At 59.6% G+C, this 18672-nt stretch carries 18 protein-coding genes; 4 read left to right on the top strand and 14 right to left on the bottom strand.

Going from position 1 to position 18672, the window contains the following annotated elements; translation table 11 throughout:
* Positions 1–87 precede the first annotated feature (87 nt).
* The 5 genes from HCG46_RS08215 to HCG46_RS08235 all read right to left on the bottom strand — a co-directional run bounded on the left by HCG46_RS08215 (position 88) and on the right by HCG46_RS08235 (position 6188).
* The gene (locus HCG46_RS08215) at positions 88–1713 is read right to left on the bottom strand and encodes an ABC transporter ATP-binding protein (protein ID WP_209009416.1); all 1626 of its coding nucleotides are present in this window, start codon (positions 1711–1713) and stop codon (positions 88–90) included.
* Positions 1714–1723: 10 nt separating this feature from the next.
* A complete protein-coding gene (locus tag HCG46_RS08220; protein WP_168685688.1) occupies positions 1724–2851 on the bottom strand; it encodes an ABC transporter permease subunit in 1128 nt (375 codons plus the stop codon).
* Positions 2852–2864: 13 nt separating this feature from the next.
* On the bottom strand, positions 2865–3788 hold the full coding sequence (gene oppB / locus HCG46_RS08225) for an oligopeptide ABC transporter permease OppB (RefSeq protein ID WP_031268981.1): 924 nt from the start codon (positions 3786–3788) through the stop codon (positions 2865–2867).
* Between the two features lie 108 nt (positions 3789–3896).
* Positions 3897–5483, bottom strand: coding sequence for a peptide ABC transporter substrate-binding protein (locus HCG46_RS08230; RefSeq protein ID WP_062489583.1), 1587 nt, complete (start codon positions 5481–5483; stop codon positions 3897–3899).
* Positions 5484–5705: 222 nt separating this feature from the next.
* The gene (locus HCG46_RS08235; protein WP_168685690.1) at positions 5706–6188 is read right to left on the bottom strand and encodes a BA14K family protein; all 483 of its coding nucleotides are present in this window, start codon (positions 6186–6188) and stop codon (positions 5706–5708) included.
* Positions 6189–6391: 203 nt separating this feature from the next.
* Here HCG46_RS08235 and HCG46_RS08240 point away from each other — a divergent pair, with 203 nt between their 5' ends.
* Together HCG46_RS08240 and HCG46_RS08245 are read left to right on the top strand one after the other, a co-directional pair.
* Positions 6392–8203, top strand: coding sequence for an ATP-binding cassette domain-containing protein (locus HCG46_RS08240; RefSeq protein ID WP_168685699.1), 1812 nt, complete (start codon positions 6392–6394; stop codon positions 8201–8203).
* Positions 8204–8422: 219 nt separating this feature from the next.
* Entirely contained in the window at positions 8423–9085 is a 663-nt protein-coding gene (locus HCG46_RS08245) for an FAD-binding oxidoreductase (RefSeq protein WP_023000048.1), read from the top strand.
* Between the two features lie 124 nt (positions 9086–9209).
* On the opposite strand, the gene HCG46_RS08250 is transcribed toward HCG46_RS08245, so the two are convergent.
* The 4 genes from HCG46_RS08250 to HCG46_RS08265 form a co-directional block, all read right to left on the bottom strand.
* Positions 9210–9782 carry a GNAT family N-acetyltransferase gene (locus HCG46_RS08250; RefSeq protein WP_168685701.1) on the bottom strand — a complete coding sequence of 191 codons (573 nt, stop codon included), beginning with the start codon at positions 9780–9782 and terminating at the stop codon, positions 9210–9212.
* Entirely contained in the window at positions 9779–10336 is a 558-nt protein-coding gene (locus HCG46_RS08255; RefSeq protein WP_168685703.1) for an XRE family transcriptional regulator, read from the bottom strand. Before HCG46_RS08255 ends, HCG46_RS08250 begins: the two co-directional genes overlap by 4 nt.
* Before the next feature lie 92 nt (positions 10337–10428).
* Positions 10429–11691, bottom strand: a complete 1263-nt coding sequence (fabF, locus tag HCG46_RS08260) for a beta-ketoacyl-ACP synthase II (protein ID WP_023000045.1) — start codon at positions 11689–11691, stop codon at positions 10429–10431.
* 100 nt (positions 11692–11791) lie between these two features.
* On the bottom strand, positions 11792–12211 hold the full coding sequence (locus tag HCG46_RS08265) for a MarR family winged helix-turn-helix transcriptional regulator (protein ID WP_023000044.1): 420 nt from the start codon (positions 12209–12211) through the stop codon (positions 11792–11794).
* 142 nt (positions 12212–12353) lie between these two features.
* Between HCG46_RS08265 and HCG46_RS08270 the strand changes: the two genes are divergently transcribed.
* Both HCG46_RS08270 and HCG46_RS08275 read left to right on the top strand, forming a co-directional pair.
* Entirely contained in the window at positions 12354–12917 is a 564-nt protein-coding gene (locus HCG46_RS08270) for an HdeD family acid-resistance protein (protein WP_031268980.1), read from the top strand.
* A 256-nt stretch (positions 12918–13173) separates the two neighbouring features.
* Positions 13174–14292, top strand: a complete 1119-nt coding sequence (locus HCG46_RS08275) for a TauD/TfdA family dioxygenase (RefSeq protein ID WP_168685705.1) — start codon at positions 13174–13176, stop codon at positions 14290–14292.
* Positions 14293–14373: 81 nt separating this feature from the next.
* Here HCG46_RS08275 and HCG46_RS08280 read toward each other — a convergent pair whose 3' ends face one another.
* From HCG46_RS08280 to HCG46_RS08300, 5 genes are all read right to left on the bottom strand, one after another.
* Positions 14374–15111, bottom strand: a complete 738-nt coding sequence (locus tag HCG46_RS08280) for an anti-sigma factor (RefSeq protein WP_055658531.1) — start codon at positions 15109–15111, stop codon at positions 14374–14376.
* The gene (locus HCG46_RS08285; RefSeq protein ID WP_152512082.1) at positions 15108–15656 is read right to left on the bottom strand and encodes a sigma-70 family RNA polymerase sigma factor; all 549 of its coding nucleotides are present in this window, start codon (positions 15654–15656) and stop codon (positions 15108–15110) included. Before HCG46_RS08285 ends, HCG46_RS08280 begins: the two co-directional genes overlap by 4 nt.
* 235 nt (positions 15657–15891) lie before the next feature.
* On the bottom strand, positions 15892–16680 hold the full coding sequence (locus HCG46_RS08290; RefSeq protein WP_023000039.1) for a DUF4394 domain-containing protein: 789 nt from the start codon (positions 16678–16680) through the stop codon (positions 15892–15894).
* 221 nt (positions 16681–16901) lie between these two features.
* Positions 16902–17606, bottom strand: a complete 705-nt coding sequence (locus tag HCG46_RS08295) for a pseudouridine synthase (protein WP_055658527.1) — start codon at positions 17604–17606, stop codon at positions 16902–16904.
* Position 17607: 1 nt separating this feature from the next.
* Positions 17608–18651: a class I SAM-dependent methyltransferase gene (locus tag HCG46_RS08300; protein WP_168685707.1), complete on the bottom strand. Its 1044-nt coding sequence runs from the start codon at positions 18649–18651 to the stop codon at positions 17608–17610.
* Positions 18652–18672: the final 21 nt, after the last annotated feature.

The following is an 18672-nucleotide window of genomic DNA, read 5'->3' on the forward strand; positions in this document are numbered from 1 at the left end:
CACAGGCCGGGAGCCCACAGGTTGCGGGCGGCCAACCGCTTTGGATTGACCGCCCGCGCACCCGAGATGCTTTTTGAGGGTTCACCCTCAGGCGCTTTCCATCATTTGCTGCTGGGTCAGCATTGCGGCCCCGATCAGCTCCTTGGTGTAATCGCACTTAGGCGCCTCGAAGATCGCGTCGGCGGACCCCGCTTCCACAACCTTGCCACGTTGCATCACCATCACCGTGTCGGACAGCGCGCGCACGACGGCAAGGTCATGACTGATGAACAGATAGGTCAGGTCATGAGCCTTCTGCAGGTCACGCAGCAGTTCCACCACCTGCTTCTGGATTGTCCGATCGAGAGCCGAGGTCGGTTCGTCGAGCACGACCAGTTCCGGCTTCAGAACCATGGTGCGGGCAATCGCGATGCGCTGACGCTGTCCGCCCGAAAACTCGTGCGGATAGCGATTGCGCATGACCGGGTCGAGTGACACTTCGTCAAGTGCCTTGCAGGCGCGCTCATCCCGCTGGCGGGCGTTGAGTGAGGGTTCGTGCACCATCAACCCTTCGGAAATGATCTGGCCAACCGTCATACGCGGGGACAAAGACCCGAAAGGGTCCTGGAAGATAAGCTGCATGTCCTTGCGAAGCGCGCGCATTTCGGAACGGTTCTTGCCGGTGATCTGCTGTCCGTGGAACACCACCCGGCCACCGGCCGGCAACAGGTTCAGCACTGCACGACCGAGGGTGGACTTGCCAGAGCCACTTTCGCCGACGATGCCCAGTGTCTGGCCCTTGCGCAGCGAGAAACTGATGTCGTCAACCGCACGCAACACATGCTTGGGCTTCAGGAAACCGGAATCAAGCTCGAATTCCACTTCGACCTTCTGCGCTTCCAGCAGAACAGGCGCGCTGTCCGGCACCGGCAGCTTGTGACCTGTCGGCTCCGCATCCAGAAGCATCTTTGTGTAGGGATGCGCAGGCCGGGTGAAGATCTGCCCGGTCTCGCCGCTTTCCACCACTTCACCGGTCTTCATGACATAGACCCGGTCCGCGATACGGCGAACGATACCCAGATCATGGGTGATGAAGATCACCGCCATGCCGAGCCGCTTTTGCAGATCCGCCAGAAGGTCCAGGATCTGCGCCTGTGTGGTGACATCGAGCGCAGTGGTCGGCTCGTCGGCAATCAGCACGTCTGGATCGTTGGCAAGCGACATTGCGATCATCACACGCTGGCGCTGGCCGCCTGACATCTCGTACGGATAGGCGTTGATCTTGCGTTCCGGCTCGGGAATGTTGACGAGTTTCAGAAGCTCGAGGGCCTTTGCCTTGGCCGCTTTCCACGACAATCCGCCATGAACGACCATGGGCTCGGCCAGCTGCCGTCCGATGGTGTAAAGCGGGTCGAGCGAGGTCATCGGCTCCTGGAAGATCATGGTGATCTTGGCACCGCGGATCTTGTTGAGCTTGCCCACCGGCAAGCCGAGAATATTCCGGCCTTCGTAGATCACCTCGCCGCGTGTGCGCCCGTTGGACGCCAGCAGGCCCATAGCCGCCATCATGGTCTGGCTCTTGCCCGAGCCGCTTTCCCCGACGATCGCGACGGTTTCACCCGCCTGGACGTGAATGTCGACGCCCTGAACCGCATTGACGGTACCCGTCGCGGTTTCAAAGTCGACCTTCAGATCCTTGATTGAGAGGACCGTTTTCTTGGTTTCGCTGGTCATGGTCTTCTCCTCACCGGTCCTTCGGGTCCAGGGCATCGCGCAGGCCGTCGCCGATGAAGTTCAGCGCAAACAGGGTCGATGTCAGGAAGATGGACGGGAAAATCAGCATCCAGGGAGCCCCTTGCAGATTTCGCGCGCCTTCGGAAATCAACACGCCCCAGCTGGTCATCGGCTCCTGAATGCCGAGGCCAAGGAAGGACAGGAAACTTTCCAGCAGGATCACCTTCGGCACCAGAAGGGTCATGTAGACCACGACCGGACCAAGCGTATTCGGGATGATGTGCCGGCGCACGATACCGCCATCGGCCACACCGAGCGCTTCCGCCGCCTGCACATATTCCTGGCGTTTGATGGTCAGCGTCTGCCCGCGCACGATGCGCGCCATGTCGAGCCATTCCACGGCACCGACGGCGATGAACATCAGGATGAAGTTCCGGCCGAAGAACACGACGAGCATGATCACGAAGAAGATGAACGGCAGCGAATAGAGGATATCCACGACGCGCATCATCATCTGGTCGACCCGGCCACCTAGATATCCTGAAGTCGCCCCGTAGAGAACACCGATCGATATCGCGACGATGGTCGCCAACAGACCGATGGTCAGCGACACGCGGCCGGCGATGAAGGTCCGGGTCATCATGTCACGACCATTGGCGTCGGTGCCGAAATAGAAATGCATGAAGTTGATGTCGGCCCTGACCGTTGCAGACTTGTTGTCTGCGGACATGTCTGTCAGCTCGGTATTCCTGAACAGGTCGCTGCGGTCAAAATACAGCACGGACCGGGGATCGATATCCCGGCTGGAGGTGACCTTGGCGACAATCGTGTCGCCTTCGCGCTCAAACGCATCCACGGTCAGACGCGCCCGTTTGGCGGAGGACATGAAACCAGGCTCGACCTGCTCAGGCTTCGGATAGGCCTCCAGGCTGGCCGGCACCTTCACGTAGTCACGATAGACTGTGTCGTAGTGATGGGGAGAAAGGATCGGACCAAGGATCGAGATCAGGCCGATTGTCAGAAGCACGATGATGGAGGCGACCGCCGCACGGTTGGCAAGCAACCGGTCGCGCGCGTCGTCCCACAGGGAACGCCCCTTCGCAGGCGCCCCGGTGGATGATGTTGCAGTGAGGGTCACAGTCGTCTCCTCCTCAGTCGTAGCGCACACGCGGATCGAGCAGCGCATAGAGCAGATCCACGACGAGGTTGAACAGGATAACAAAGCAGGCAACGACAACAACCGTCCCCATGACCAGGGTGTAGTCACGGTTGAGAGCGCCCTGCACGAAGTAGCGGCCGATGCCTGGGATACCGAAGATGGTTTCGATCACGACGGAACCGGTGAGCAGCGCTGCCGCAGCCGGGCCGAGATAGGAAACGACCGGCAGGATCGCCCCTCTGAGCGCATGCACCACCACGATCATGTAGGAGGTCAGCCCATAGGCCCTTGCAGTACGAACATGGTTGGACCTGAGCGCCTCGATCATCGAGCCGCGCGTCAGACGTGCCACGACTGCGATCTGAGGCAGCGCGAGTGTCACGACCGGCAGCACCCGGTTGACGAAAGCCCCGCCATTCCAGCCCCCCACGGGCAACCAGCCGAGCCACACGCCGAGGATCAGGGTCAGGATCGGCGCAACGACGAAGTTGGGGATCGTGACGCCGAGCGTTGCCGCAGCCATGATCGAATAGTCTGCCGGTTTGTTCTGGCGCAGCGCCGCCGCCACGCCCAGGAAGCCGCCAACCACCAGAGCCAGGCAGAGCGCGGACAAGCCCAGCTGGATGGAGATGGGAAGACTTTCCGCAAACAGTTCATTGATCGAGAAGTCGCGGAAGTAGAAACTCGGACCGAAATCCAGACGGGCCACGCTCTGCAGGTACAGCAGGTACTGGTTCCACAGGGGCTCGTTGAGATGGTAGATCTTGTTCAGGTTTTCCATCACCTTTGCTTCCAGGGGACGTTCCAGATCGAACGGTCCACCCGGTGCGATGCGGATGAGGAAAAAGGAAATCGTGACAATCAGAAAAAGCGTCGGGATTGCGCCGAGCAATCGTCCGAGGACATATCGGAGCATAGGCTTTGCCTCTGTTTGTTAAACGGCGGTCTTTCGGTCAATCTTGATTGATTGATGCCGCCTTGCAAGAACCGGCAGGGAAGCCCTGCCGGTCTCGATGTTGTCAGGTTATTCGGAGATGCTCATCCAGCGGGACGGATGGATGTTGAGGAGGTTGTCCTCAAATCCTGCCATCTTGTCGGAGACCAGGTTCATGGAACCGTAGTACATCATCGGAATGAACGGCAGGTCCCGCATGAAGAGCTCTTCAGCCTTCTTCAGGATGTCCGCACGCTTCTCCAGATCCACCGTGACGGCCGCTTCGTCCATGAGTGCATCATACTCAGGATTGTTGTAGCGGGCGTAGTTGAAGCCGTCGTTGTCGCTCTCGACCATGAACAGGAAGTTCTGCGGGTCGGAGTAGTCGCCGATCCAGCCGGCGCGGGCGACGTCGAAGTCCTGACGGTCACGCAGCATGGCGTAATGCGTCTTGGTGTCGGTGTTGATCAGCTTGACGTTGACGCCGAGAGGTTTCCACATGTCGGCAATCGCGACTGCCGTATTCTTGTGGTTTTCGGACGTGTTGTAGTTGATCGTCAGTTCGACAGGATTGTCCGGGCCGAAACCGGCATTGGTCAGAAGTTCGATCGCTTTTTCTTCGCGGTCGATCTGGGACATGTCCTTGTAGTCGGCATAGGCCGGTTCACCGTAGTTGCCGATGCCCGGCGGCACGAAGGAATAGCCGGCCACCATGGTGGAGCCCCAGATTTCGTCGGCCAGGAACTCACGGTCAATCGCCATGGACAGAGCCTGGCGGACGTCCGGGTTCTTCAGGACTTCGTCTTCGTGATTAAGCGCGTAATAGTAGGTGCCCAGATACGGCGCCACGTGGAACTGGTCGCCCAGGTTCTCACGCATGAAGGCGACCTGCTCGGTCGGCGCATCGTTGTTGGTGTGCAGCTCACCGGCCTGGAACCGGCGCAGAGCCGCGCCACGGTCTTCGGTCGGATAGAAGAAGACAGTGTCGATCTTCACCTGATCGGCGTCATGGAAATGCGGGTTCTTGACCGCTTTCACATGTGCGTTCGGCACGAATTCTGCGAGGGTGAAGGCACCGTTGGTGACGATGTTTTCGGCTTTCACGAAATCGGAGCCGAATTTTTCAACGGAAGCCGGATGGACCGGAAGGCCGGTCTGGTGGCCCAGAAGGTCAATGAAATACGGCGTCGGGGACTCCAGAGCGATCTCGAGCGTGTGATCGTCAAGCGCCTTCACGCCGAGTTCTTCCGGCTTGGCTTCGCCCTTGTTGACCTTTTCGGCGTTCAGGATCGGATACAGAACGTTGGCGTATTTCGCGCCTGTTTCCGGGTTCATGATGCGCTGAAGCGAAAAGACGAAATCGCCGGCAACAACCGGATCCCCATTGGACCACTTGGCATCATCGCGCAGCATGAAGGTATAGGTCTTGCCGTCGTCGGAAACCTTCCACTCCGAAGCCACGCCCGGAATGATCTGGCCATCGGCGCCATAGGCAACCAGGCCCTCGTAAAGATCACGCAGGATATGCGCTTCATAGGTTGTGGAGGTCTTGTGCTGATCCAGGGTTTCCGGGTCGGCAGTGTTGCCGCGGTGGTAGACCACCTCTGCAACCGCAGTAATAGATGTAGCAGCCATCAAGGCAGCCGCAAGCGCTGTCACACGCATGGACTTGAACATATCGCTCTCCCCTCTTGGGTTATAGTTGAAGCAAATGGAACGATGGGTCACAAGATTCCACGCTCTTTGCGAGCAATCAAGCATCCCCCAACGGCACATTTCGACCTTAGTCGCAAAAAGGCGATGTTTTTGCTTGTTTTTAAACGAAACCGGAAAATTTTTCCGTTGTTTTACTCGGCGGTCAAATAATTTGACCTCAACACGCGCAATTATATTTCAATCCTAGCGGCAAAATCGATACTTTCCACTATGAGCCAGATACATGCCCGTATCAGGGTTGAAAGACTTGAATTTCCGCGCGCAATAGGCCGTCCACTGAGGGGTAAAAGGAGCCAGTCCAGTCTTGGTATAGGGGACACGCTGCGGTTGTCCACGATAGCGCGGCGGGTTCACATAGACCCGCGACCGGTAGGGATAGGCCCGCATGTCGTAGGGGTGGTAATAGTAAGGTGCGCCATAGGGACGGTAAGGCGGGCCGTAAAGACCATAAGGTGCGTAGAAGGCGCCGCCGCGATAGCCACGATTGCCGAAACCGAAGCCGATACCGACACCATTGAAATAGATCCCGTCGGCACGTGCGGGCGATGTGCCGGTCAAGCCGGCGACTGCCCCGGCCAGACACATGGCGACAGCGGCAAGACAGATCCGAAACCGCATGCGGGCAAGAGAGCCCCTTTCGCGTTTCGCCAGGTTCAGGTCAGACATGATGCTCTCTCCTGTCGGCGCACGCCCCGCGCCTGTTGGTCGCCCCTGTCCACACGCTGCCCAGAATAACGCATTCGGGCACCAAAATCTCTCAGATCAAGATCAAAAATGCTGGGCGTTCTTTCCGGGCCGCTTGCGCGGTTCACGCGCGGCCAGTAAACCGGGCGCCGATCCGACATTCCGACCGGGAAAACAAGACCCTCATGGCTCCACCGCTGCTGACACTTCGCGACGTTCATCTGACCTTTGGCGGCACGCCACTTCTTACCGGTGCCGAGCTTTCCGTTTCCGAAGGTGAGCGCATGTGCCTTGTCGGCCGCAACGGCTCCGGCAAGTCGACCCTTTTGAAGATTGCTGCCGGCATGGTGGAGATGGACAAGGGCGAACGCTTCTTCCAGCCCGGCCGCACGGTGCGCTATCTCCCGCAGGATCCAGACCTTTCCGCCTATGCCTCCACGCTGGAGTATGTCAACGAAGGCCTGACCGAGGGCGACGATCCCTATCGCGGCGCTTATCTTCTGGAAGTCCTGGGCCTTAGCGGCACGGAAGACCCGAAGTCCCTTTCCGGCGGCGAAGCCCGCCGAGCTGCCCTCGCCCGGACGCTCGCCCCCGAGCCGGATATCCTGTTGCTCGACGAGCCAACCAACCACCTAGACCTTCCCGCCATCGAATGGCTGGAACAGGAGCTCAAGAGCCTGAAGTCCGCCCTGGTGCTGATTTCCCACGACCGTCGCTTCCTGGAAAACCTGTCGCGCACCACTGTCTGGATCGACCGAGGCGTCGCCCGCCGGCTCGACAAGGGCTTTGCCCATTTCGAAGCCTGGCGCGACGAGGTGTTCGAGCAGGAAGAGGTCGACCAGCAGAAACTTGCGCAGAAGATCAAGCGCGAAGAGCACTGGATGACCTACGGTGTCACCGCCCGGCGCAAGCGCAATATGCGGCGCGTGCGCGAGCTTGCCGACCTTCGCAAACAGAAGCGGGAACATCGCGAGCCTCAAGGCACCGCCAAGCTTGCTGCCACGGATGCCGAAGTTTCGGGCAAGCTGGTGATCGAAGCCAAGGGCATTTCCAAGACCTATGGCGACCGTGCCATCGTCAAGGACTTCTCGACCCGCATCCAGCGCGGTGACAGGATCGGTTTTGTCGGCCCGAACGGCGCCGGCAAGACGACGCTTCTGAAGATGCTGACCGGCGAACTGGCACCGGACACGGGCACGACACGGCTCGGCACCAATCTGGAAATGGTCACACTCGACCAGAAGCGCGAGAACCTGAACCTCAACGACACGCTGTCCTCGGTCCTGACCGGCGGGCGCGGCGATACGGTGGTGATCGGCGACGAGACCAAGCATGTCATGTCCTACATGAAGGACTTTCTGTTCTCGCCGGAACAGGCCCGTACGCCGGTGGGTGTGCTGTCGGGTGGTGAACGCGCCCGCGCCATGCTCGCCCGGGCACTGGCCAACAAGTCGAACCTGATGGTGCTCGACGAACCGACCAACGACCTCGACCTTGAAACGCTTGACCTGCTGCAGGAACTGCTGGCCGACTATCCCGGCACGGCCCTGATCGTCTCGCACGACCGCGATTTTCTCGACCGGGTGGCAACCTCCGTGATCGTCTCGGAGGGCGACGGCCTGTGGCGTGAATATGCCGGTGGCTACACCGACATGCTGGCACAGCGCGGCGAAGGCGTGACCGCCCGCAAGGCCGACAAGGCAGCGCCCGTGAAGAAGGAAAAGTCTTCCGCTCCAGAGGCTTCGCCGCAAAAGCCTCAGGCAAAATCAAAACTGAGCTTCACCCAGCAGCATCTTCTGAAAACCCTGCCGGACACGATCGAGAAACTTGAAGCACGTCTCGAAACGCTTCAGGCGGAAATGAACGACCCGCAGCTCTACGTGAAGAACCCTGACAAATTTGCCAAGATATCCCAGCAAATTACTGATCTCACGAATGAAAAGGATGCTGCGGAAGAGCAGTGGCTGGAGCTGGAAATGCTGAACGAGGCAGGTTAGGCAAGCTCTTCGGCACATCAACTTCAGAAATTGATTCAACTCTGGGACCGCCCAGCTCTGCACTCCGGCACCGCGATCACATGGTCTCGGGAGCACTAGGCGCCTCACCGGGCACATTGCACCAAATCGGACCTATGGCACCCAGCCTGGACACCGTGTTCTGGCGGAACCTGCCGCCACCTGTCGCGTTTCCTTTTCGAGCAAGAAGGAGACGCACAGATGCACAAGGCGACCATTCTCAAGATCGACCAGGTCACTCACGATGTGAAACGCTTCCGTCTTGTCGAGCCTGAAGGGTTCGACTTCAAGGTCGGTGACGCGACAGAGATTGCGCTCGATGAAGACGGATGGCGGGACGAGACTCGCCCCTTCACGATGACGTCCTTGCCCGAAGAGCGAACTCTCGAATTCACCATCAAGGGATACCCCGATCATGACGGGGTTACGGAGCGCCTTCACAAGCTGAAGGAGGGCGACCACGTGCTGATCGCCGATCCGTTCAAGACCTTCCGCTATGACGAGCCGGGCGTGTTCATTGCCGGCGGCGCCGGCATCACGCCGTTCCTTGCGATATTCCGGGACCTGGAGAAGAAGGGAAAGCTGAACGGCAACCAGCTGATCTTTGCCAACAAGACCTCGGAGGACATTATCTACCGCAAGGAACTTGAGGCTATGGACGGCCTGAAGATCGATCACGTTCTGTCAGACGAAGACACGGCCGGCAGCCACCACGGCATGATCGACGCGGACATGATCAAGGAATTCGTGCCTGATCTGGACCGCCGCTTCTACCTTTGCGGACCGCCGCCCATGATGGAGGCGGTTCAGGAAGTGCTCGAGGAACTTGGCGTCAAGGCGGACTCCGTGGAATTCAGCGACTAACGCAGGCGTGGCGGGTCTGCTTCCTCAGCTGAGCCATCCTGGCGACTGGCAAACCAGGCAAAGCCCAGCGGAGACCCGTGCCTCGGGCCTCCGCCGCCTGTACTGCGAAGCAAATCGCTTCCCCTCACCGTAAATCCTTGAAGAACACGGTTGTCGCGTCCAGATGGCCGTGGCTGTTATAGGCGTAGTCCGGAATGACGCCGACCTTCTGGTATCCGCAAGTCGGGTAGAGCTTTTCCGCCCGATCTCCGGTGACCGTATCCAGCACCAGCATCCAGCGGTTCTCGGAACGGGCAAGGCCATCGATGGCCGACATGAGCTTTCTGGCAAGTCCCTTGCGCCGATGTTCCGGATGAACCATCAGCTTGGCGACGTCCGCCCGATGGGGCTGGTTGTCGGCTCCTGCCTTCACAAGCATCACCACGCCCGCGATGTGCACACCTTGACGCGCGGCAAGCAGAAATGCCTCCCCACTTTCGATGGCGGGCAGCTTGCTCGCCCAGAAGGATTCCGCCTTGTCCTGTGGCATCGGCAACAGGAAGCCGATCCCGGCACCATCTTCGACACATGCTTTCAGAAGCTGCCCCAGGGCGGGAAGCGACCTGCGCACCTCATCTGCGGACATCAGATCGACGGGTGCTTCAGGCGTGAACGGCTGGACTTGCAGAGGCCCGGTCACGGTAACGGGAAGTGTCATGGCGTGATCACCGTCAGGAAATAGCGTGCCGGAACCGTTCCAGACGCGTGGTAACTGTTGGGGGCGTTGAGACGAAACCGCAAGGCATCACCGGGCTCCAGGTCGTAGGCATCCGGGCCGATGACCATCCGCAGGCTCCCCTCCAGTAGCACAAGTTGATGCTCCAGATCCGGAACCGGTGGAGCGGCATAGGCAACGGTGGCACCCGGGGGAATGCAACCTTCGATCATGGCCCCGCGATACCCGCTTGCTGCCGGCGTTAACGTGCGGCGGACATAGCCTGTCTCCGGGTCCGTCCAGACGGCCTGCGCGTCCCGAGGAACAAGGCGCTCGATCGTAGCGGAGGCCGCTCCGAATAGTTCGGCCATTGAGAGGCCGAATGCCGCGGCAAGTTTTCCGAGAACGCTTGCGGTCGGGCTGGTATCGCCGCGCTCGATCCGCGACAGGGTTGCCCGGCTGATACCGGTGCGTTCGGCCAGATCTTCCAGTGGCCAGTTTCTGGCCCGTCGCAGCTCGGTCAGCCGCCGGGCAAGATCTTGATCAAGGTTCGACATCAAAAAATCCCATAAATGAGAATTTTCTCATATATGGGATTTCTCATTTTACCAAGCTCAAAGAATGAGCAGTGTCTGACGGTCGTTTAGTTTCACACCTTCGAGAACACCGCGCTGGCGTTCACACCGCCGAAACCAAAGCCATTGGTGAGGATGTGGTTGACGTCACGAGCAATGGCCTTGCCGGGGATCATTTCGAACCGGCTCATGGCCTCGTCGGCCGCTTCCAGATTGCGGGAAGGCGGCAGCAGACCGCTCATCAGGGCCTTGACGCAGGCGATTGCCTCCACGGCTCCAGCGGCTCCCAGCAGGTGGCCGAACATAGATTTTGACGACGACACCGCAAGGTCCTTGCCACGGTTTTCGAAAAGCGTTGTCAATGCAGCAATTTCGGCAGCATCGCCGACGGGCGTCGATGTGGAGTGCGCATTGACGTAACCGATTTCACCGGGCGAGAGATTGGCCGTCGACAAGGCCTGCCGCATTGCCCGCAGTCCGCCCTCACCGTCCGGCGAAGACGCGGTAACGTGATAGGCGTCGGCGCTGGTGCCGTAACCGGCCAACTCGGCCAGGATCGTCGCACCGCGGGCGGTGGCATGGTCATGGTCTTCCAGGATCAGGATGCCAGCGCCTTCGCCCATGATGAAGCCGTCACGGTCCTGGTCAAATGGCCGGGACGCATGGGCCGGATCGCCATTGCGTTTGGAGGACATGGCCTTCGCTGCACAGAACCCGGCGTAGGAAACCTTGTCGATACAGGCTTCTGACCCGCCTGCCACCATCACGTCGGCTTCTCCCGAACGGATAATACGGGCGGCATCGCCAAGGGCCTGAAGGCTGGCGGCACAGGCAGTCACCGGCGCGCCGATCGGCCCCTTGAGGCCATGCCGGATGGAGACTTGCCCGGCAGCCAGGTTGGCCAGGAACGACGGCACCAGAAAAGGCGACGCGCGGCGGGGACCTTTTTCGTCCACCAGCCGCGTACCGGCGGTCATGGCCGGAAACCCGCCAACCCCGGTCGCGATGATCGTGCCTGTGCGTTCCTTGTCCCTGTCGGACTTCGGCTCCCAACCCGCATGGGCCAGCGCTTCCTGAACCGCCCCCATGGCAAAATGGATGAACCGGTCAGAGCGGCGCTGTTCGCGCGGATCCATCACTGCATCGACATCAAAGCCATGCTCGTCTTCTGCTTTCGAAGGAACCTCGCCTGCAATCTGGCAAGCCAGCTCACCTGCATCGAAGTGGGTGATCTGGCGGATGCCGTTGCTGCCGTCTTTCACCCGGTTCCAGAAGGCATCTACCCCGGTGCCCAGCGGGGAAACGATCCCCAGTCCCGTCACGACCACACGTCGCATGTCTTACCTCACATTGGTTTGCCAGCGCCCCCGCCCCGGCAGTTAAGATGTTTCGAGGCGGTTTGCCAGTCCGCCCGAGATGGAAATCCTTTTTGCCCGGCTATAGCTCCGAGAGCCGTTTCAGGGTGTCGATGGCACGCAGAAATTCATCGCTGCCGAGATGTCCCTTCACGTCTGCCTGGGCCTGCCGCCACAACGGGACGGCAGTATCAAGAAGCTCCGCACCCTTCGGGGTCAGCCGATACTGTTTGCTGCGGCCGTCCCGGACGGGTTGCGATGCGACCAGCCCCTTGCGCTCCAGAAGAGCGACATTGCGCACCAGCGTCGTTCGTTCCATGGACAGCCGCTTGGCCAGTGCTGCCGTCGTCACGCCTTCGTATTTCCGGATCGAGACAAGAACGGAGAACTGACCAGCCGTCATGCCAACCTGCCGCGCCAGCTTGTCGTAGTGCCGGCTGACGGCACGTGCGGCCTTGCGCGCGTTGTCGAGAACGCAGAGCGAGAAATCGTCTTCTTCCATGCGGGCTTTGTGTGCATATACACATCAAAAGTCAAGTCACAGTCGAACGATCCCCTTCCAGGGCAATTTGTCATCAGGATATTGCGTTTATTTGCAAAGGGGTTACGGTCAACAACGGCAACCGGAGCGTGAGGAGGTCAAAATGACAGATGCTGTTCAGGCCGTAGAGAATATGAGAAGAAAGATCCAGGACAACTGGGGCTGGTTTCTGGCGCTCGGCATTGCGCTGGTCATAGGTGGCATCATCCTGATCGCCGCTCCCCTGGCAACGTCGATTGCCGTGACGATCCTGATCGCGGCCGTGCTATTCGTCGGCGGCCTGGTTCAGATCTACAATTCCTTCAAGACCCATGGTACCGCCAGTTTCCTCTGGAACCTGATCACCGGCATTATCGCTGTCATCGGCGGGATCGTGATTTATGTGAACCCGCTCGCGGGAACCATCGCGCTGACACTGGTGATTGCCGCCATCTTCGTGGCGCAGGGCATCAGCCAGATCCTGCTGGCCTTCAAACTGAAGCCGCATGACGGCTGGGTCTGGGTGCTGATCGCAGGGCTCGTGTCGCTGGTGGCCGGTGCCATGATCTGGCTGGAACTGCCGAGTTCGGCCGCCTGGGCGCTTGGCCTTCTGGCCGGCATTTCGGTGCTGATCAACGGCTGGAGCTACATCGCCATTGCCCTTGCAGCCAAGGCATCCAAGAACTGAACCTGAAATTATTTGAGATGACTGGCACCCGGCAGAATTTCATTTGCCGGGTGCTTTTTTTGATGTAGCGTTTTTCAGGTTCAACAGCAGGCATCGCCTGCGTTCAGGCTGTTCCGTGGATGGTTTCTGTTCTCGGCCGCAATGGCGGCAATCCGCATAACAAGGCCTATTGGTGGTGGCCGCCCCCCGCCGACCGTTGATGTTTGCCGGCTCTTGCCGGTGTCTTTACCCTCCAAGACATCAACGGATTTTCGAAATGACGAACGTGACCTTGCGCGGTGAGGACCGCATGCTTTCTGTCGCCTGGACCGATGGCACCAGCACCGACTTTCCCTACATCTGGCTTCGCGACAACTGCCCGAGCGGGTTTCATCCGCAAACGCAGGAACGCCAGTTCGACCTGACCGGCATTGCGATGGATATTTCCATCGCGAAGGCCGAACAGGATGCGGATGAAATTATTCTTACCTGGTCCGGCGACGGCCATGTCAGCCGCTACAGGGCCGACTGGCTGTTCGATCACCGGCCAGGGGTCGGACTTGCCGATCCAGCCGAGATCGAACCTGCGCTGTGGCGCGGTGATCTTGTCCCGGAAAGCCTTCCGCGCGCGGCGGCCGCCGACTTGATGGTCAACGACGATCTCCTTCTCGCTTTCCTGATCGAAGCCAAGAAAACCGGCCTTGCTCTTGTCGACGGCATGGCTGACGACGTGGAGGCAGGTGTCGATGTCGCCCGCAGGATCGGTTTTCTTCGGGAGACCAATTTCGGCACGACATTTGAGGTCATTTCCAAGCCGAACCCGAATAACCTGGCCTATACGTCCCATGCCCTTCCTTTGCATACGGACCTGGCCAATCAGGAACTGCCACCAGGCTTCCAGTTCCTGCATTGTCTTGCCAATGAAGCAGAAGGTGGCGGCTCGACCTTTTGTGACGGCTTCGCGATTGCGGACGATCTTGCCCGGCTCGATCCGGAGGCCTTCCGGCTCCTTGCCGAGACGCCGGTGCCCTTTCGCTTTCACGACGAGGACTACGACATCCGCCGCCATCACACGGTGATCGAACTCGATCTGTTCGCACGCGTGCAGGAGCTCCATTTCAACGCCCATCTCGCCGGGATCTTCGATCTGCCGGCCGATCGAATGGAAGCTTATTACGGGGCGTATCGCACCTTGATGCAGATGACCCGATCAAGGAATTACGTCATCACCACACGGCTGAAAGGCGGAGAGATGGTGATCTTCGACAATCGGCGGGTCCTGCATGGCCGAGCCGCTTTCGACCCTGGCACCGGGTTCCGCCATCTGCGCGGCTGTTATGTCGACCGCGGCGAATTCGACAGCCGCATACGAGTCCTCAGCCGAAAAAGAAATTAAGGGTCTCATAATCAAGAGCGCCCGAACATGTCCGGGCGCTCTCCAGTTCTTTACACCTTCCGGTGCTTTTCACACAGATGATCAGCGAGGCTCCCTGGCAAGACCCTTGCCGAGGATGGGGCCGGTCGGCAACCCGGTTGGAGAGCCTCCCGGCTGTTCGAAGGTGATCTCATAAAGCTGGTCAGGCTTGGGAACCGGCAACCCGGCAGCTTGCAGGATCGTTTGTTTAGGCTCATCGAAGATGCCCAGGGAAACCGGCGGCCCATCCGGATCCGGTTTGGTCCAGAGCTGAAGGATCGTGCCTGCCGGGACATCGGTCTGCCCCAGAAGCGTGACCTGTGTCGCGTTGTTCTCAGCCCCTTCGATCATCGCAACAGGCTGCCCGGCATCGTTGACAAGCACGGCAATTACCTGCGGTTCAACCGTCGTCATGAGGTTCCAGACAAGCGCGATGGCAAGTACGAGGCTCGCCGCCAGGCTGGCTGCCGCCGTCCACATCATTGGCCTGCTGCGCTTTTCTCTCTCGGACTTGAGATCCACCGGCGCTTCAACACGACTGTCTTTCGTCTCGGGAGCGGCCATACTCTCTTCCACCGCGTCCAGACGCCTTTCAACGCGATGCCAAAGGCTCTCCGGCACGGCTTCACGGGGCGTCGCGGCGTCCAGAGCGGCGAACCGCTGACGGGCAAGTTCCACGAGAACGGCCAATTCCGGCTCCTTCATCAGGCGATCTTCCACTTCGCGCTGTTCTTCTGGGTCGCACAGGCCAATGACGAATTCGTCGGCAAGTTCAGCAAGATTTCGGCGGGCCGTTCTCATGACATGCACTCCCGCAAGGAAGTCAGGCCACGGCGCACCCACGCCTTTACCGTTCCAAGGGGGGCCGACAGACGGCCGGCAATTTCACCATGGGTGTAGCCCCAGATATAGGACATCAGCACGGCACTGCGCTTTTCCGTTTCCAGTCGTCCGAGACAACGGCGCAACTCGCTGTCATGGCCCAGCATTTCCCACGCCTCGTTCAGTTCGCTGCCGTCGATCTGGCGTTCCAGCTTGTCGTCATCGGTTGCCGCTTCCCGGGCACCGTCACGAAGCATGTTCAAGGTCCTGTTCCGCAGGACCGCGTAGATCCACGCGCGTCCGGATCCCTTCGCAGGATCAAACTGGGAAGCCTTGCGCCAGATCAGGACCAACGCATCCTGGAGCGCATCTTCAGCAAGGTCCTGCCGGCGCAACATGCGCTTGGCAATGCCCAGCATCTTGGGGCCTTCCAGTTCCAGGATCTGTCGCAAGGCCTGCCGGTCCTTGCGTGCACAGGCGGCCAGAAGGGCCGCGTGATCCACTTCGCTTACGCTTTCCGGCATATCCAGCACGTTGGTCTCACTTGTTCAATCTCACCAGGGCTCCTGAGTGCTACGCATCAGAAGCGTTGCCGGACCAGTCGTACCGGTAAGGGACCGGAGCAGCCTGGGGTGGGTGGTCCAGGCTGCTCCGGCAATCGGCTTTGCGAACCAGGTGGGACGGGGCCGCAAAGCCCAGAGCATCCTTGTTCATTCAGCGGGCTGAAGATGCTCTGTCAGTATGTGTTTTGGATGGGGCTCACATCGCGGTCATGAACGTGATGTCGCGCAGCGGCCATTCCAGGCCACCCAGTTCCCAGCTGTCGGTCACCTTGCCGGTTTCCAGCGAAACGGTGTGCAGCCACGTGCCGGTTGCCAGCCAGGCCTTGTTGTTGCCTTCCGCGTCGGTGGCGACATCAAAGGCGTAGGTTTCGGCAGCGTCCACACCCAGTTTGCCAACGGCCGCAAGGGTGCCATCGTTCGGCGAAGTCTGACGGATGACGGCACCAATGGTCGCGTCGATGTCGTACATCGCCGTCGTTTCCGGCTGGCCGTAGGAGTTGATGTAGGCGGCAGCAACGATGTTCGGCGCCTCACCCGCATGCATGTCCTTTTCCTCAAAGGCCAGGCTGCCGTCGACGGTCACCTTGCCGCTTTCGATATCAACCCGGTGGTTTGTCACACCGGTCATGAAGCGCAACTTGTTGGCCTTTGGGTTGAAGTCGACGATGACAGGCTGCCCGTCTTTCAGCGGCAGCATCTTGTCCATCTTGGAAATCACCGTTGCCGCACCGGTCTTCGGATCAATCTCGACGATTTCATGAGCACCACTGACGCCGATCAGCTGCCCCGTCGCCGGCCGCAGGTCAATGCCGAGCAGGCTGTCGACACCGGAAACTTCCATCGTGTCGGTGACCTTTCCGGAATTGCTATCGATGACCACCAGGGTCTTTTCACCGGCAAGACCGATCGCAGGGGTCGCGTGAGCAGCGCCAGCGGCAAGAACAAGGGCGGATGCTGTCAGAAGGCTACGTGCAATAAGGGGCATTTCAGATCTCCGTCTCTCAAAGGCAGGAGGCATCGGATTGGCCTCACTTCCCGGAAACACGGCAGATCGAATTTTGGATGCAGCAGGGGGAAATCTTTTTTGGAATTTTTCAGAAATTGGCGATCAGATAAAATATAAGTGCCTGAAATTATTAAACTTAAGAGAGAAACCTCTCATCACAAAAAAATCCTGGTTCGCAGCAGAAACAGGAAACCGTGACCTCATCCGCCTTCGAAAATGCGTGTCTTTTCTTCTTCGGACAGCACTTTCCATTTGCCCTCTTCGAGACCTTCCAGACCGAGGCCGCCGATGTGACTGCGGGTCAAGTCGGTGACATGATTGCCCGTTGCCGCAAACATGCGGCGTACCTGGTGATACCGGCCTTCATGCAGGGTCAGCCGGGCATGGGTTTCGTCCAGAACCTGAAGCTCCGCCGGCTTCAGCGGCTTGTCTTCACTTTCCAGCATCATGTCGCCGGAGGCAAACAGCGCGCCTTCGTCGCCCTTCATCGGGCGGTCGAGCGTCACTTCGTAGATCTTGGGAACTTCGGACTTTGGCGAGATGACGCGATGCAGAAATGTGCCGTCGTCGGTAAACAGCAAGGCACCGGACGTTTCCTTGTCCAGCCGACCGATCGTGGACAGAACCGGCTTGCGCATGCGGAACCTGTCCGGCAACAGGTCATAGACCAGCCGGCCCTGATCCTTGATGGAGCAAGTGTAGCCAAGCGGCTTGTTCATCAGGATCACCACCCCGTGTGCGGGGTCGAGCGGTTCATCGTCGAAGAGGATGTCCTCGTGAGCGGTCTTGGCATCCGCCTTCAAACGGCTGCCCTCGCGGTCTGTGAGCCACCCGTTGCGGATGGCGACCTGCATTTCCTTCCGGCTGCCATAGCCGAGATTGGCAAGGAGTTTTACAAGACGCATCTTACCGACCTCCCTTGCCTTTGACGGCCCGGATCACCTTGTAGCCACCTTCGTCGGCGAGCTGTTTCACATCGGCGAAGACTTCGCCCAGCGTGTGCTCGTAGGGAAGATGCCGGTTCGCGACCATGAAGAACTCGCCACCCGGCCGCAGTCCGCGGGCAGCGGCGCGAATGAAGCCCTGACCGACGTCAGCGCGATCTGCCTTGCCGGCCTGGTGGAACGGCGGATTGGAGACGATGAAGTCGTAAGGTCCTTCGATGCCCTGGGTCACATCCGACCAGATGCCGTTCATCGTTCTGAGGCCCTTGAAGGCAGCCAGGTTCTGTTCGGCCAGATCCAGCGCACGCTTTTCCGCCTCGTAGAGATCCATCGAAGTGACCTTCGGAGCCTTCTCGAAAACGGCACGTGTCAGATAACCGAAGCCCGCTCCAAGATCAGCGCCTCTGCCCTTCAGCGTTGCCGGCACAAGGTCTGCGAGAAGTCTGGAGGCCGGGTCGATCCTGTCCCAGGCGAAGATGCCCGGCCGGCTGACGAATGCGCCGTCAAGCACGGTCCGCGGCGCATCGAGTACCAGCCATTCGGCGAGAAGCGTGGTGTTCAGGCTATCATCGGAAAGTTCACTCCAGACAACCCGGCACTTGTTCTTGGTCATTTTCTCGGCGCTGCCCAGAAGCTCCTGAAGATCGCTTTCCAGCGTCTTGGCACCTTCGGTGTTGGGCGCGCAGGCCATCACGGTTCCGCCCGGCCGTGTCTTTGAAACCGCACGGGCAAGCTGTGCCCTTGCTTCCTGCCGTTGACGACCGGGAAGAACGAGAACAGCGTCGAAGCTTTTGTCTTCCGTCTCCGCGTCTACCTTCAGCCCTGCCTTTTGCAGCGCATCCCGGTCTGGTGCGAAACTCTGTTCGCAAACAAGATCTGTGTCCGCAAGCGCTGCAAGCGAACGCCCTGTCCTTGCGCGCAGGAACAGGACGCGACTCTTGTCGGCAAGCTCGACAGCCCCGGTTTCAAGAGGCAATACGAGTGTATCGAGCGCGGGATCGGACATGGCGGTCTTTCAGACGGGTTT

Origin of the sequence: Labrenzia sp. PO1, from assembly GCF_012273635.1 — a bacterium.
In the GTDB taxonomy this organism is placed as follows: Bacteria; Pseudomonadota; Alphaproteobacteria; order Rhizobiales; family Stappiaceae; genus Roseibium; species Roseibium algicola.

What these genes read in the sequence shown, in the direction of transcription:
- HCG46_RS08215 (WP_209009416.1), bottom strand. Translation starts at nt 1,713, where the DNA reads ATGACCAGCGAAACCAAGAAAACGGTCCTCTCAATCAAGGATCTGAAG.
- oppB (WP_031268981.1), bottom strand. Translation starts at nt 3,788, where the DNA reads ATGCTCCGATATGTCCTCGGACGATTGCTCGGCGCAATCCCGACGCTT.
- HCG46_RS08230 (WP_062489583.1), bottom strand. Translation starts at nt 5,483, where the DNA reads ATGTTCAAGTCCATGCGTGTGACAGCGCTTGCGGCTGCCTTGATGGCT.
- HCG46_RS08235 (WP_168685690.1), bottom strand. Translation starts at nt 6,188, where the DNA reads ATGTCTGACCTGAACCTGGCGAAACGCGAAAGGGGCTCTCTTGCCCGC.
- HCG46_RS08240 (WP_168685699.1), top strand. Translation starts at nt 6,392, where the DNA reads ATGGCTCCACCGCTGCTGACACTTCGCGACGTTCATCTGACCTTTGGC.
- HCG46_RS08245 (WP_023000048.1), top strand. Translation starts at nt 8,423, where the DNA reads ATGCACAAGGCGACCATTCTCAAGATCGACCAGGTCACTCACGATGTG.
- HCG46_RS08250 (WP_168685701.1), bottom strand. Translation starts at nt 9,782, where the DNA reads ATGACACTTCCCGTTACCGTGACCGGGCCTCTGCAAGTCCAGCCGTTC.
- HCG46_RS08255 (WP_168685703.1), bottom strand. Translation starts at nt 10,336, where the DNA reads ATGTCGAACCTTGATCAAGATCTTGCCCGGCGGCTGACCGAGCTGCGA.
- fabF (WP_023000045.1), bottom strand. Translation starts at nt 11,691, where the DNA reads ATGCGACGTGTGGTCGTGACGGGACTGGGGATCGTTTCCCCGCTGGGC.
- HCG46_RS08265 (WP_023000044.1), bottom strand. Translation starts at nt 12,211, where the DNA reads ATGGAAGAAGACGATTTCTCGCTCTGCGTTCTCGACAACGCGCGCAAG.
- HCG46_RS08270 (WP_031268980.1), top strand. Translation starts at nt 12,354, where the DNA reads ATGACAGATGCTGTTCAGGCCGTAGAGAATATGAGAAGAAAGATCCAG.
- HCG46_RS08275 (WP_168685705.1), top strand. Translation starts at nt 13,174, where the DNA reads ATGACGAACGTGACCTTGCGCGGTGAGGACCGCATGCTTTCTGTCGCC.
- HCG46_RS08280 (WP_055658531.1), bottom strand. Translation starts at nt 15,111, where the DNA reads ATGAGAACGGCCCGCCGAAATCTTGCTGAACTTGCCGACGAATTCGTC.
- HCG46_RS08285 (WP_152512082.1), bottom strand. Translation starts at nt 15,656, where the DNA reads ATGCCGGAAAGCGTAAGCGAAGTGGATCACGCGGCCCTTCTGGCCGCC.
- HCG46_RS08290 (WP_023000039.1), bottom strand. Translation starts at nt 16,680, where the DNA reads ATGCCCCTTATTGCACGTAGCCTTCTGACAGCATCCGCCCTTGTTCTT.
- HCG46_RS08295 (WP_055658527.1), bottom strand. Translation starts at nt 17,606, where the DNA reads ATGCGTCTTGTAAAACTCCTTGCCAATCTCGGCTATGGCAGCCGGAAG.
- HCG46_RS08300 (WP_168685707.1), bottom strand. Translation starts at nt 18,651, where the DNA reads ATGTCCGATCCCGCGCTCGATACACTCGTATTGCCTCTTGAAACCGGG.